Origin of the sequence: Phytopseudomonas straminea (assembly GCF_900112645.1) — a bacterium.
GTDB classification, from domain to species: domain Bacteria; phylum Pseudomonadota; class Gammaproteobacteria; order Pseudomonadales; family Pseudomonadaceae; genus Aquipseudomonas; species Aquipseudomonas straminea.
Genome location: NZ_FOMO01000005.1, coordinates 41,128 through 54,306, shown reverse-complemented (window position 1 = coordinate 54,306; position 13,179 = coordinate 41,128). Strand labels below are relative to the sequence as shown.

The 13,179-nt window shown below is 62.7% G+C and carries 17 protein-coding genes; 8 read left to right on the top strand and 9 right to left on the bottom strand.

What is annotated here, in order from left to right; all coding sequences use genetic code 11:
- The gene (locus tag BM279_RS13355; protein WP_093504389.1) at positions 1-987 is read left to right on the top strand and encodes an alpha-L-glutamate ligase-like protein; all 987 of its coding nucleotides are present in this window, start codon (positions 1-3) and stop codon (positions 985-987) included.
- Between the two features lie 106 nt (positions 988-1,093).
- Positions 1,094-1,714, top strand: a complete 621-nt coding sequence (locus tag BM279_RS13350) for a phosphoadenosine phosphosulfate reductase domain-containing protein (protein ID WP_093504387.1) — start codon at positions 1,094-1,096, stop codon at positions 1,712-1,714.
- A 56-nt stretch (positions 1,715-1,770) separates the two neighbouring features.
- Here BM279_RS13350 and cysB read toward each other — a convergent pair whose 3' ends face one another.
- The 3 genes from cysB to BM279_RS13335 form a co-directional block, all read right to left on the bottom strand.
- Positions 1,771-2,745: an HTH-type transcriptional regulator CysB gene (gene cysB, locus BM279_RS13345; RefSeq protein ID WP_013791640.1), complete on the bottom strand. Its 975-nt coding sequence runs from the start codon at positions 2,743-2,745 to the stop codon at positions 1,771-1,773.
- A 106-nt stretch (positions 2,746-2,851) separates the two neighbouring features.
- Positions 2,852-3,349 (bottom strand): universal stress protein, encoded by a 498-nt coding sequence (locus BM279_RS13340; protein WP_093504385.1) that lies wholly within the window; start codon positions 3,347-3,349, stop codon positions 2,852-2,854.
- Between the two features lie 112 nt (positions 3,350-3,461).
- Positions 3,462-3,848, bottom strand: coding sequence for a thioredoxin family protein (locus tag BM279_RS13335; RefSeq protein ID WP_093504383.1), 387 nt, complete (start codon positions 3,846-3,848; stop codon positions 3,462-3,464).
- Between BM279_RS13335 and BM279_RS13330 the strand changes: the two genes are divergently transcribed.
- Both BM279_RS13330 and BM279_RS13325 read left to right on the top strand, forming a co-directional pair.
- The gene (locus tag BM279_RS13330; protein ID WP_093504381.1) at positions 3,847-4,263 is read left to right on the top strand and encodes a PilZ domain-containing protein; all 417 of its coding nucleotides are present in this window, start codon (positions 3,847-3,849) and stop codon (positions 4,261-4,263) included. The genes BM279_RS13335 and BM279_RS13330 overlap by 2 nt on opposite strands.
- A gap of 133 nt (positions 4,264-4,396) precedes the next feature.
- Entirely contained in the window at positions 4,397-5,473 is a 1,077-nt protein-coding gene (locus tag BM279_RS13325) for a 3-deoxy-7-phosphoheptulonate synthase (RefSeq protein ID WP_093505092.1), read from the top strand.
- A 59-nt stretch (positions 5,474-5,532) separates the two neighbouring features.
- On the opposite strand, the gene BM279_RS13320 is transcribed toward BM279_RS13325, so the two are convergent.
- Positions 5,533-5,814: a GNAT family N-acetyltransferase gene (locus BM279_RS13320; protein WP_093504379.1), complete on the bottom strand. Its 282-nt coding sequence runs from the start codon at positions 5,812-5,814 to the stop codon at positions 5,533-5,535.
- Positions 5,815-6,168: 354 nt separating this feature from the next.
- Here BM279_RS13320 and oprI point away from each other — a divergent pair, with 354 nt between their 5' ends.
- Positions 6,169-6,420, top strand: a complete 252-nt coding sequence (oprI, locus tag BM279_RS13315) for an outer membrane lipoprotei OprI (RefSeq protein ID WP_013791646.1) — start codon at positions 6,169-6,171, stop codon at positions 6,418-6,420.
- Between the two features lie 100 nt (positions 6,421-6,520).
- Here oprI and BM279_RS13310 read toward each other — a convergent pair whose 3' ends face one another.
- Genes BM279_RS13310 through BM279_RS13300 form a run of 3 tightly spaced genes read right to left on the bottom strand, consistent with a single transcriptional unit; the run spans position 6,521 to position 8,479 of the window.
- On the bottom strand, positions 6,521-7,474 hold the full coding sequence (locus tag BM279_RS13310; protein ID WP_093505090.1) for a L,D-transpeptidase family protein: 954 nt from the start codon (positions 7,472-7,474) through the stop codon (positions 6,521-6,523).
- A 59-nt stretch (positions 7,475-7,533) separates the two neighbouring features.
- The gene (locus BM279_RS13305) at positions 7,534-7,815 is read right to left on the bottom strand and encodes a hypothetical protein (RefSeq protein ID WP_013791648.1); all 282 of its coding nucleotides are present in this window, start codon (positions 7,813-7,815) and stop codon (positions 7,534-7,536) included.
- A 58-nt stretch (positions 7,816-7,873) separates the two neighbouring features.
- A complete protein-coding gene (locus tag BM279_RS13300; RefSeq protein ID WP_093504377.1) occupies positions 7,874-8,479 on the bottom strand; it encodes an arylesterase in 606 nt (201 codons plus the stop codon).
- A 10-nt stretch (positions 8,480-8,489) separates the two neighbouring features.
- Between BM279_RS13300 and BM279_RS13295 the strand changes: the two genes are divergently transcribed.
- From BM279_RS13295 to greB, 3 genes are read left to right on the top strand one after another with little or no spacing between them, the layout of a single operon-like run.
- The gene (locus tag BM279_RS13295; protein WP_093505088.1) at positions 8,490-9,173 is read left to right on the top strand and encodes an ABC transporter ATP-binding protein; all 684 of its coding nucleotides are present in this window, start codon (positions 8,490-8,492) and stop codon (positions 9,171-9,173) included.
- Positions 9,173-11,677: an ABC transporter permease gene (locus tag BM279_RS13290; RefSeq protein ID WP_093504375.1), complete on the top strand. Its 2,505-nt coding sequence runs from the start codon at positions 9,173-9,175 to the stop codon at positions 11,675-11,677. Before BM279_RS13295 ends, BM279_RS13290 begins: the two co-directional genes overlap by 1 nt.
- Positions 11,678-11,710: 33 nt before the next feature.
- Positions 11,711-12,208 (top strand): transcription elongation factor GreB, encoded by a 498-nt coding sequence (gene greB / locus BM279_RS13285; protein WP_093504373.1) that lies wholly within the window; start codon positions 11,711-11,713, stop codon positions 12,206-12,208.
- 7 nt (positions 12,209-12,215) lie between these two features.
- Here the strand turns inward: greB and BM279_RS13280 are convergent, their stop codons facing one another.
- Together BM279_RS13280 and BM279_RS13275 are read right to left on the bottom strand one after the other, a co-directional pair.
- Positions 12,216-12,515 (bottom strand): hypothetical protein, encoded by a 300-nt coding sequence (locus tag BM279_RS13280; protein ID WP_013791653.1) that lies wholly within the window; start codon positions 12,513-12,515, stop codon positions 12,216-12,218.
- A gap of 216 nt (positions 12,516-12,731) precedes the next feature.
- A complete protein-coding gene (locus BM279_RS13275; protein ID WP_093504371.1) occupies positions 12,732-13,166 on the bottom strand; it encodes a DoxX family protein in 435 nt (144 codons plus the stop codon).
- Positions 13,167-13,179 lie beyond the last annotated feature (13 nt).

Sequence of the window (13,179 nt, the reverse complement as noted above, 5' to 3'; positions counted from 1 at the left end):
ATGTTCGGCCTGATCAAGACGTGGAAAGCCCTTGAGGCCAAGGGCATCATGGGCATCAACCGCCGCAACGCGGACTACGTGCTCAAGTACAACAAACGCCACCTGTATCCGATCGTCGATGACAAGATCATCACCAAGGAACGGGCCATCGAAGCCGGCATCCATGTGCCGGAAATGTACGGGGTGATCTCCACGGAAAAGGAGATCGACAACCTCGACAAGATCATCGGTGAGCGCAGCGACTTCGTCGTCAAGCCGGCTCAGGGCGCCGGCGGCGACGGCATCCTGGTGATCGCCGACCGCTTCGAGGATCGCTTCAAGACGGTATCGGGCAAGATCGTCAGCCACTCGGAAATCGAGCAGCAGATCTCCAGCATTCTCTCGGGCCTCTACTCGCTTGGCGGCCACCGCGACCGCGCGCTGATCGAATACCGGGTAACGCCGGACAGCATCTTCAAGAGCATCAGCTACGAAGGCGTGCCGGACATCCGCATCATCGTGCTGATGGGCTACCCGGTGATGGCCATGCTGCGCCTGCCGACCCGCCAGTCCGGCGGCAAGGCCAACCTGCACCAGGGCGCCATCGGCGTCGGCGTGGACCTGGCCACCGGCGTGACCCTGCGCGGTACCTGGCTGAACAACAAGATTAGCAAGCATCCGGACACCACCAACGCGGTGGACGGCGTGCAGTTGCCCAACTGGGATGGCTTCATGAAGCTTGCAGCCGGCTGCTATGAGCTGTGCGGCCTGGGCTACATCGGCGTCGACATGGTGCTGGACCAGGACAAGGGCCCGCTGATTCTCGAACTCAACGCCCGCCCCGGCCTGAACATCCAGATCGCCAATGACTGTGGTCTGACCCACCGTGCCCACGCCGTGGAAGCGCGTCTTGAAGAATTGGCCGCCAAGGGCATCCAAGAGAACGCCGAGGAGCGCACCCGCTTCTCCCAGGAACTGTTCGGCCACATCCCACCTGCCGAAATCTGATCGCGTTACCCGCTGCCGGTCTCGGCAGCGGATTTGCCCGGCCCGCCCGGCGGCCGCACGGATTTGTTACCATCGCCCTTCTCACCCACATGCCTCGGAGCCCGCAATGGATCTCGATCTGGACAGACTCAACGCCGAATTCGCCAATCAGCCGCAAAAGCTGATCGAGTGGGCAATCGGCCTGGGCAAACCGGCGATCTGCACCACCAACTTCCGTCCGTTCGAAGCGGTGATCCTGCACATGGTCAGCCAGGCTAGAGCCGATATCCCGATCGTGTGGATGGACAGCGGCTACAACACAGAGGCGACCTACCAGTTCGCCGATGAGGTCACCAAGCAACTGAACCTCAACCTGATCACCTACCTGCCCAAACGCAGCCGCGCGCACCGCGAAGCCATCGACGGCCCTACGCCGGCGCTGGACGACCCACGTCACGCCGCATTCACCGAGGAAGTGAAGCTCGAGCCCTTCGCCCGCGCCCTGCGCGAGACGGCGCCGAGCGTCTGGTTCACCGCACTGCGCGCCACCGACACGGCGGTACGCGCGCAGATGCAGCCGGTGAGCATCAACCTGGACGGCCTGATCAAGGTCGCCCCGCTGCTGCACTGGTCCTCCAAGGATCTGTACCATTACCTGACCGCCAACGGTCTGCCGAACAACTTCGATTACTTCGACCCGACCAAGGGCGAAGACAACCGCGAGTGCGGCCTGCACCTGAGCCACTGATCTCGGGACGAAAAAATGGCGCCTCTTGGCGCCATTTTTCGTTTCTGCCGCAGCGATCAGTGCAGCGGTAGCTTGACGTCCTTGAACAGCTCTTCGAGCTCGACCTTGTTGTGGCACTGCACGGCCTTGGCCAGCATGTCGCGGGTCAGGTGAGGAGCGAAGGTCTCGATGAAATCACACATGAAACCGCGCAGGAAGGTGCCACGGCGGAAACCGATGCGCGTGACGCTGGATTCGAACAGCTCGCTGGCATCAAGCACCACCAGGTCCGGATCTAGCTTCGGGTCAACCGCCATACCGGCCACGATACCGACACCCAGGCCTAGGCGCACATAGGTCTTGATCACGTCGGCATCGACGGCGGTGAACACCACCTTTGGCGTCAGCCCGCGATGACTGAAGGCTTCATCGAGTTTGGAGCGACCGGTGAAGCCGAAGGTGTAGGTGACGATCTCGTGCTCAGCCAAGGCCTCGAGGGTCAACTTCGGCAGTTTGCTCAGCGGATGGCCCTGGGGAACGATCACGCAGCGGTTCCAGCGGTAGCACGGCATCATCACCAGGTCGTTGTAGAGTTCCAGACCTTCGGTGGCGATGGCGAAATCGACGGTGCCGTCAGCGGCCATTTCAGCGATCTGCGTCGGCGTGCCCTGGTGCATGTGCAGAGCAACTTCCGGGTACTGCTTGATGAAGCTACTTATCACCGGCGGCAATGCGTAGCGCGCCTGGGTGTGCGTGGTGGCGATGGACAGCGTGCCCTTCTTCTCGTTGGAGAACTCCTGGGCGATCTGCTTGATGCTCTCGACCTTGCGCAGGATTTCCCCTGCGGTAGTGATGATGCGCTCGCCGGCCGGCGTGACGCGGGTCAGGTGCTTGCCGCTGCGGGCGAAGACTTCGACGCCGAGCTCGTCTTCGAGCAGGCGGATCTGCTTGCTGATCCCCGGCTGCGAGGTATACAGGCTCTGCGCCGTGGCGGAAACGTTGAGGTCATGGTGCGCGACTTCCCAGATGTAGCGCAGTTGCTGAAGCTTCATATAAATCCCTCAAAGCGGATAGGCCGCCGCCTGATCGTCGATCAGCTATATAACCATATTAATGGTAAAGGCGGTATATATAGATTTTTTATCTGGGTCGAGCCGCTTACTCGTGGCGAGATCGATGCTGCAGCATGGGCACCAGGTAAACCGGCACATCGCATAACTGCAGCAGCCTGGCAGCCGTGCGGCCCATCGGCACCTCAAGCGCAGCGCCATGGCTATGACTGCCTACGACCAGCAAATCCACGGCGAGTTTCTGGGCGTGCTCGAGAATGGAAATCGGCGGATCGCCACGCAGGACGCTGACCGAGCCGATCAATTCGAGATCGTCCTGGCTGTCACCCAGCTCGTCACGAAAGCCCTCGAGCACGCGCAATTCGATATTGCTCATCACGGTCTCCAAGCCCGTGCTGCGCAGTTCCTTGAGACGGGCTTCATCGACGTAGGTCTGCAGCACGGACTCGGCGAACAAACCCATGGGCTCCACGACGTGTACGACATGCAGGCGCGCCTTGAAACTGCGCGCCAATGCCAGCGCGTGTTGCAGCACATAGGGCGCATACAGACCAAGATCGGTGGCGTAGAGAATCGAACGGATCATGCGGCCTCCTCGACTGCCGGTACGGCGGGGCCTGTGGCTAGAGCTTAGCAGCGCCTTGGCAAAGCCACCGGAAAACGCGGGAGCTGGCGTAAAGCGACCAGCGCAACGGCACTCAAGGTAGTTCTTCGGGTGCTCTGGCAAGCGCCTCGGTCAATGCCTGGCGTAGATCGGCAGGCGTAAGGCTGGTGTGCAGCGCCCCGAAAAACTCGCCGTTCTGTACCAGGAACAGCGCCGGTAACTGGAAAACCTCGTAGCGCTGCACCAGGCCGAAATTCTCCTGAGCATCGATCCATACGAGCCGCTCGACCGGCAACCTCAGGCGTGGCAGTTGCTGGCGCGCGTAGCGGCAGGCAGCGCAGCCCCGGCTGGTAAATATCACCAATGAGGTGCCTGAGAGATCGAGTAATTGCCGATCGGCATCGAAATCGGTCAATTCCAGTTGTGTAGCTATACTCGGCAGGGCAATATCATATTGCCGGCAATCGGAGTGCCCGTTCATGCGTCGCTTTCTTCGTCATAGCAGCAATTTGCCGGTGGAGTTGAGGCTACGTCGCCACTCGCCCAGCGCTAGCCAACGTTTGGATAATATCAGCCTGGGCGGTGCGGCCTGCCATTCAAGCCACCCGCTTGCCCTGGGCACGCCGATCACGCTGCACATTCCCTTGCTGGGCGACCAGGCAGCCTACCCCGGTGAGGTGGCCTGGTGCACAAAGCAAACAAACAATTATCTGCTCGGCGTGGCTTTCAGCGAACACGCACCGGAGCTGCGCGCGCATATGGTCGAGGAAGTCTGCCACCTCGAACAGTATCGTCGCCATCGCGAACAACAGGCTGGTCAGGCACTGCCCCTGGAGCTGATCGCCGAGGAATGGCGCGAGCAGCGCCTGACTGTCTTTAAGCCCGCCAATCCCTAAATTCCATTGTCTCGACCGGCGCTAACGCGCTAAGGTTCGGCTTCCCCACTGTGCCCATACTGCTGTGCCCGCTGCACGGGGATCGCTGGCGGCCGGCTCCCGTGACCCGATGACACACCCGATGAAAAGCACGATAGCTGATTTACCGATTAACGACCTGAACGTCGCCTCCAACGAAACCCTGATTACCCCCGAGCAGATCAAGCTCGAGATTCCGCTGACCGAGCTTGCCCAGCACACCGTTTCAGCCGGCCGGCAAGTGGTACGCGACATTCTCGATGGCAAGGATCACCGCCTCTTCGTCGTGGTCGGCCCCTGCTCCATTCACGACATCAAGGCTGCCCACGAATATGCTGAACGCCTGAAAGTGCTCGCCGAGGAAGTGTCCGACACGTTGTATCTGGTCATGCGCGTGTACTTCGAAAAGCCGCGCACTACCGTCGGCTGGAAAGGCCTGATCAACGACCCGTACCTGGACGACTCCTTCAAAATCCAGGATGGCCTGCATATCGGCCGCAAGTTGCTGCTGGACCTCGCCGAAATGGGCCTGCCCACCGCCACCGAAGCCCTGGATCCGATTTCCCCGCAGTACCTGCAGGATCTGATCAGCTGGTCAGCCATCGGCGCGCGCACCACCGAATCCCAGACACACCGGGAAATGGCCTCGGGTCTGTCTTCGGCAGTCGGCTTCAAGAACGGTACCGATGGCGGCCTTACCGTCGCGATCAACGCGCTGCAGTCGGTTTCCAGCCCGCACCGCTTCCTGGGTATCAACCAGCAAGGCGGCGTCTCCATCGTCACCACCAAGGGCAATGCCTACGGGCACGTAGTACTACGCGGCGGCAACGGCAAGCCGAACTACGACTCGGTGAGCGTGGCCATCTGCGAGCAGGAACTGAAAAAGGCGTCGATCAAGCCGAACATCATGGTCGACTGCAGCCACGCCAACTCCAATAAGGATCCGGCGTTGCAACCCTTGGTCATGGACAACGTCGCCAACCAAATCCTGGAAGGCAACCAGTCGATCGTAGGCCTGATGGTCGAAAGCCACCTGGGCTGGGGCAGCCAGTCGATTCCCAAGGATCTCTCGCAGCTCAAGTACGGCGTCTCGATCACCGACGCCTGCATCGATTGGGAAAGCACCGAGAAAACCCTGCGCGGCATGCATGCCAAGCTCAAGGACGTACTGCCCAAGCGCCAGCGCGGCTAAGACCGCCACCATGAAAAACGCCGAGCAGATGCTCGGCGTTTTCGTATCTAGTGCTTGGCTCAGTCCTGATCGGGCGAGCCTTCGCTGCGCTCCATGTAGCGCTCAACATAGGAGCACGAAGCAATCACCGTGTAGCCCATGCTGTCGGCATACTCCAGCGCCGTTTTGGTCAGGGCGGCGGCGATGCCGCGACCACGCAGCGAATTGGGCACGAAGGTACGGTAGATATCCAGGGTCTGCTTGCCCAGATCCATATAAGAAAGGTAAGCGCGGTCCCCATCCACTGTGGTCTCGAACTGGTGACTGGCTAGGTCATGATGAATGGACAGTGGTTCGCTCATTACTGCTCCTCTCGGCTGGGCCAGACACGACATCCCCGGCAGGGCCTGCGTACATCCGGTAACAATAGGATATAAAGCCACTGTAAGCGGCAAAGGGCAAGGCAAAATCCTGAGCTTTCGACATTGCAATCAATCCTGCCGGTCGCTAGGTGAAAATCCTGTCAAATGGCCGCATACATGATCGAATTTTGTACAGCTTTTGCCGCTAGCGTACTAATTTCAGTGAAAAAAATGCGGAACCCTTGCCTGTCGTCCGTTTACTTACTAAAAGTTACAGGTAGTATGTACGCCGGCCATTTTCCAGGTTCGGGAAAGGGCTTCAATAAGCAAAAAACTGACCCTAAGGGGAACACGATGAACAACGTTCTGAAATTCTCTGCTCTGGCTCTGGCCGCAGTTCTGGCTACCGGTTGCAGCAGCGTCACCAAAGAAACCGAAGCTCGCCTGACTGCTACCGAAGACGCAGCAGCTCGCGCTCAAGCTCGCGCTGACGAAGCCTACCGCAAGGCTGACGAAGCTCTGGCAGCTGCTCAGAAGGCTCAGCAAACTGCTGACGAAGCCAACGAGCGTGCTCTGCGTATGCTGGAAAAAGCCAGCCGCAAGTAATAGCCCCCGGGCAATAAAAAAGCCGGCTCTTAAGCCGGCTTTTTTATGTCTGCCTGAAAGGTTGTACAGGCGCTCTCGCAAGCGCCCGTGCAACTGATCATCAGAGACTTGGCGATTGCGCCTGAATGACCGTCTCGCGCGGCGAAGCGATTTCCACCGGCAGGCCATCGTGGGCCGCCACCACTTCGCGCACCACATCCCAGTCCAGGGTATCGGCGCTCAGGTCGCTACGGCGGATCAGCGCATTGACTACCTCGGTGTGATGATCCACGGCCGGCTCATTCTCCTCGCCCAGCGGCGTATGCGCTTCCAGATAAACCTTGCCGCCGCTCACACCGAACTTGTACGGCTCATTGACGATACGTACCGACGTGCCCACCGGCACCATGTCGGCCAGCTCAAGCACATTGTTGTTGAGCATGCGGAAACAACCATGGCTCACGCGCATACCGATGCCGAACTTCTTGTTCGAGCCATGGATCAGGTAACCCGGTACCGACAGCGACATCTTGAAGGGCCCCAGCGGATTGTCCGGGCCTGGCGGAACGACGCTCGGCAGCGGATCGCCATCGGCGGCATGCTCCTCGCGAATCGACTGCGGAGGGTACCAGGCCGGGTTCGGCGTCTTGGCGGTGATGCGCGCCTGGGTTACCGGCGAGCTCCAGCCTTCACGACCGATCCCCAGCGGATAGGTGTAAACGACGTTCTGCCCCTTCGGGAAGTAGTACAGCCGGTACTCGGCCAGGTTGATCACGATGCCTTCGCGAGGGCCCGAAGGCAGGATATAGCGCGTCGGCAGCACGATATCGGTGCCCTCACCCGGCAGCCAGGCATCGACGCCCGGGTTGGCGGCGACCATCTCCAGATAGCCCAGATCGTTGGCTGTGCCTATGTCGGCGAAGGTGTCCTCGTAGCGCGCCTTGATCACCTTGATCTCGCCGACGATATCCTCACCAGGAGGCGGCAGGGGCAATTCAAGTGCGGCAGCGGAGCCGGCCACAAAGACGGCACACAACGACACACAGCGGGCAACAGCTGAAACGCGCGGCGACATGCAGAAAACCTTCGAGGTGGTAAGGGGATATGGGAGGTGATTGTATACCTTGGCGCCGATCAGCGCCCCGGCCACGCGGGCCGATCACCACGGCGCTGAGCCTCGAGCGTGGCCAGGCAGGCGCGGCACAGACGACGGTCCTGCAACATCGGCCTTTCCAGGTCGCGCCATAGCGGCTGCGCGGGCAGCAGGCCGCCGCACAGAGTGCGATCAGCGTACCCGCCAAGTTCCAGCTGACGAGCGACCAGGTGCACCTTCACTTCACGGCAGGCGAACAGGTCCAGCTGTTCGTCCGGCTCGATCAGTTGGTAGGCATACAGGGACCAGACGGGTCGCAACATTGGGGGCTCCAGAGCGGGGGCGCCACATTAGCGGAAACACCGTCAGTGGAAAAGCCCGTTACAGCAATGGCTTGAGGGTCGGCCAGACATTCTCCAGCAGCTGCGGCTGGGCCGCCACAGCGGGATGTACGCCGTCGTCCTGCATCAGGTTGGCAACGCCGCCGACCCCCTCGAGAAGAAAGGGCACCAGCGGCACCTTTTTCTCGGCAGCAAGATCGTCGTAAACCTTGGCGAAGCCGGTGGTGTAGCGCTCGCCATAATTGGGCGGAATGCGCATGCCCAGCAGCAGCACCTTGGCACCAGCATTGCGGGAGGCATCGATCATCGAGGCAAGATTCTGTTGCAATTGGCTCGGTGGCAAACCGCGCAGCCCATCGTTGCCACCCAGCTCGACAACCACCAGTTGCGGCTTGTGCTCGGCGAGCAGCGCCGGCAGCCGTGCCGCGCCGCCAGCGCTGGTGTCGCCGCTGATCGACGCATTCACCACCTGATGCTCGAAGCCCTCCTGGCGCATGCGCTCGTCGAGCAGATGAACCCAGCCCTGCTGGGTATCCATGCCAAAAGCGGCGCTGATACTATCGCCGACGACCAATATGGTCCCCGCCTGCGCCATCTGCCCTATCAGCAGCAGGCCGAGCATGGCCCCCTTCACTATCGCACGCATCGGATTCCTCATGAGCTCAAGCATTCTGTCTGCGCAGAACCTTAACAAAGTGGTTTCCAGCGCGGAAGGCGAGTTGACCATCCTGCACGACCTGTCACTGGAACTGGAAAAAGGCGGCAGCCTGGCCATCGTCGGCAGCTCGGGATCCGGCAAGTCCACCCTACTCGGCTTGCTGGCCGGCCTCGACCTGCCCAGCACCGGACGCATCCTGCTGGCCGGCAATGACCTGGGCAGCCTGGATGAAGACGCCCGCGCCCGGGTCCGCGCCGAGCACGTCGGGTTCGTGTTTCAGTCCTTCCAGCTGCTCGACAGCCTCAATGCGCTGGAGAACGTCATGCTGCCACTGGAGCTTGAAGGTCGCAGCGATGCCCGCCAGCGTGCTACCGAACTGCTCGAACGCGTCGGCCTGGGCGGGCGCCTGAGCCATACGCCGCGCCAGCTCTCCGGTGGCGAGCAGCAACGCGTCGCCATCGCCCGGGCCTTTGCCGCCGATCCCGACGTGCTGTTCGCCGACGAGCCGACCGGCAACCTGGACACCCACACTGGCGAGCGCATCAGTGATCTGCTCTTCGAGCTCAACCATGAGCGCGGCGCCACTCTGGTACTGGTCACCCACGACGAACGCCTGGCCGCGCGCTGCCAGCGCGTCATCCGCCTGGAGGCCGGCCACCTGGTGGCAGCGGTGAACGCCTGATGCGCAACCTGTCCTTTGCAAGCCTGCTGTCACTGGCGGGCCGCCAGTTGCTGCGCGATGCGCGCTCGGGCGAGTTGCGCGTGCTGTTCTTCGCACTATTGATCGCCGTGGCCTCCAGCACCGCCATCGGCTATTTCGGCGCGCGACTGAATGAAGGCATGAGCCTGCGCGCCACCGAGTTTCTGGGCGCCGACCTGATTCTCAGAGGTAGCGCCCCGGCCGAACCCGAGCAGATCAAGGCCGGCACCGGGCGTGGTCTGCAGCACGCCCAGGTGGTCGAGTTCTCCAGCGTGATCGCCAGCGACGCCGGCATCCAGCTGGCCAGCGTCAAGGCCGCCGGCAACGGCTACCCGCTGCGCGGTGAGTTGAAGAGCGCTGCCGCCCCCTATGGCGAGGAGACCGTCAGCGCTGGCCCCGGGCCTGGCGAAGTATGGGCCGAATCGCGCCTTTTGGTGGCACTGAATCTGAAGGTGGGCGACGAAATCGAAGTCGGCGCCAAGAAGCTGCGCCTCACCCGGGTGCTGACCTACCTACCTGATGAAGCCGGCGACTTCTACAGCCTGACGCCCCACGTGCTGATGCACCTCGACGACCTGCCGGCCACCCGTGTAGTGCAGCCGGGCAGTCGAGTGCGCTATATCGAGCAATGGAACGGGCCGAGCGATGCTCTGACCAGCTATCGGCAGGCTACTGAACCCGGACTGGCCGCCAACCAGCGCTTCGATGACGCCCGCGATGGCAGCCGCCGCGTTGGCGGCGCGCTGGATCGCGCCGAGCGTTATCTGAACCTGGCCAGCCTGGCGGCCGTGCTGCTGGCCGGCGTGGCAGTCGCCCTGTCGGCCGCGCGCTTTGCCAGCCGCCGCTTCGACGCCAGCGCCCTACTGCGCTGCCTGGGTCTATCGCATCGTCAAGCATTGAGCCTGTTCGGCCTGCAACTGGCGATCCTGGGTTTAGTCGCCAGCCTCGCCGGCGCCCTGCTTGGCTGGCTCGCCCAGCAGACCCTGTTCCACCTGCTACAAGGCCTACTGCCGGCACAAATTCCCGCCGGCGGCATAATCCCGGCACTGGCTGGTATCGCCACCGGCTTGGTAGCCCTGGCCGGCTTCGCTCTGCCGCCGCTGGCTGCGCTGGGCCGCGTGCCTCCACTGCGCGTGCTGCGCCGCGACATGCTGCCGGTGCCGGCCAGCTCCTGGCTGGTCTACGGCACCGCGTTGCTCGCCCTGGGGCTGATCATGTGGCGCCTGAGCCTGGATCTGACGTTGACGCTCGCCCTGCTCGGCGGCGGGTTGGTCACTGCCCTGCTGCTGGGCGGTCTGATGCTGCTGGGCCTGCAGAGCCTGCGGCGCCTGCTGGCACGTGCCGCGCTGCCGTGGCGCCTGGGCCTTGGTCAGTTGCTGCGTCGCCCCCTTGCCGCCGCCGGGCAAGCCCTGGCGTTCGGCCTGATCCTCCTGGCGATGGCACTGATTGCTCTGCTGCGCGGCGAACTGCTGGACAACTGGCAGGAGCAGCTGCCGGCCGACGCACCCAATCATTTCGCTCTCAACATCCTGCCAGCCGACCGCGATGCCTTCGCCGAGCGCTTGGCGCAGCTTTCTCCCCATCCCGCGCCGCTTTATCCCGTGGTGCCGGGCCGCCTGACTCAGGTCAATGGCGAGCCGGTTCGCCAGTACGTCACCGAGGACTCGCGTGGCGAGCGTGCAGTGCGCCGCGACCTGAGCCTGACCTGGAGCGCCGATCTCCCGGACGGCAACACCCTGACGGCCGGCCAGTGGTGGACGGACGACCAGCCACGCGAGCTGCCCGGCGTGTCTGTAGAAGACGAACTGGCGCAGAGCCTGCACATCAAGCTCGGCGACCGCCTGACCTTCAACGTCGGCGGCGTCGATCGTGAAGCACTGGTGACCAACCTGCGCACGGTGGACTGGAACAACTTCCAGCCCAACTTCTTCATGATCTTCGAGCCCGGCACCCTCAAAGACCTGCCGGTGACCTACCTGACCAGCTTCTACCTGCCACCGCAGCACGAGCAGCAACTGGTGGACCTGTCGCGGGCCTTCCCGTCGGTATCGCTGCTGCAGGTCGAGGCGATCCTCAACCAGCTGCGCAGCATCCTCGCCCAGGTCACCATCGCCATCGAGTTCGTGTTGCTATTCGTGCTGGCGGCAGGCCTTGCGGTGCTTTTCGCCGGCCTGCAATCGACGCTGGACGAGCGCATCCGCCAGGGCGCACTGCTGCGCGCCCTGGGCGCCGAACGCCGGTTGCTGGTGCAGGCCAGGCGTGCCGAATTCGGCCTGCTCGGCGCAGCCAGTGGCCTGCTGGCCGCCCTGGGCTGCGAGCTGGTGAGCTTTATGATCTATCGCTACGCGTTCCAGATAGCCTGGCAACCGCACCCCTGGCTGCTGCTGCTGCCACTGATCGGTGCACTGCTGGTCGGCCTCGCCGGTGTACTCGGCACGCGCCGCGCGCTCAACGCCAGCCCGCTCACCGTTCTGCGCGAGGGTTGATAAACTGCGCATCCGCCACAGTCAGAGCCGAGCATGAGCCGATACCGCCCTCCCCGCGCCGCAGGAACACCCCTGATCACCCCGCAAGGCGAGGCGCGCCTGCGCGCCGAACTGCACGAGCTCTGGCACGTGCGCCGACCCGAGGTGACCCGCTCGGTCAGTGAGGCGGCGGCCCAGGGTGATCGCTCGGAGAACGCGGAGTACACCTACGGCAAGAAAATGCTGCGCGAGATCGACAGCCGCGTGCGCTTTCTGACCAAACGGCTGGAAAAGCTCAAGGTGGTGGACAGCCGCCCCAGTGACCCGGACAAGGTGTACTTCGGCGCCTGGGTCACGGTGGAAGACGAAGATGGCGTTGAAGCGCGCTACCGTATCGTCGGCCCCGACGAGCTCGACCTCAAACAGAACCTGATCAGCATCGACTCGCCCCTGGCCCGCGCCCTGGTCGGCAAGGGTCTGGACGCCGAAGTGCGGGTGCAGACGCCGACCGGCGACAAGTACTGGTACATCGTCGCCATCGACTATCCGTAAGCCAGGTTCAGCGCAGCGTAATCAGCCCCTGCCGAGCGATGCGCGTCAACTGGCCCAGCGCCTCGGCACTCGGTCGTTGCAGCACGGCGAAGTCGAAGCTGTTATCGGCGAAGCGCTGCAGCGACTCGCCCTCTTCAGCGAACTGCACGAGAAAGGCACGCTGGCCTTCGCGGCGTGCGGGCCAGCCATCCAGATAGCGCAGCAGCGTCGGCTGATGAACGCCACCCAAGAGAATGCGCGGGTTGCGGCGAACCAGTCGGGTAGTGATGGGAAGGATACGAATGTGTGCAGCCTGGGAGCAGCTCATGGTGTTTGTCTCCGCCTCGCAAATCCCGCTGGGCAGCGGTGGAGGCAACACCGAACCAGCGCTTTAGCGGAATTTCAGGACTCGATGAAGAATCCCTGAGGCGCCCCGCAAGTAGCTGTCTAAATCGGCGCAAGTGGTAATCCTAGAGACTTGCCGCTGAGCCTGTCAACAAGCAGAAAAGCCCGCATCAGCGGGCTTTCTTGAATGGCGCGGTGATCAACCGGCGATGCGCTTGTCCAGCGACAGACGCCCGGCGCCCTCGATCAGCAGGGCCAGCGTGGCAGCCAGCAGCGCCAGAGCGAACTCGTAGCCATTATTGGCCATGAAGAAGCCATTGCCGATATGCACCGAGAAGATCGCCACCAGCATGGTGAACGCCAGCACCGCCGACGCCGGGCGCACCAGCAGGCCGATGACCAGCGCCAGGCCACCGAAGAACTCGGCGCTCCCGGCCATCAGGGCCATCAGGTAACCCGGCGCCAGGCCGATGCTCTCCATCCACTGGGCGACGCCCGCCAGGCCGTAGCCACCGAACCAGCCGAACAACTTCTGCGAGCCATGGGCCATAAAGGTGATGCCGACCAGCACGCGCAGGACAGTGAGACCGAAGCCGGCGCGGGTGGTTGCCAGGGATTTGATAAAGGCGTTCATGGTGGGGCGATCC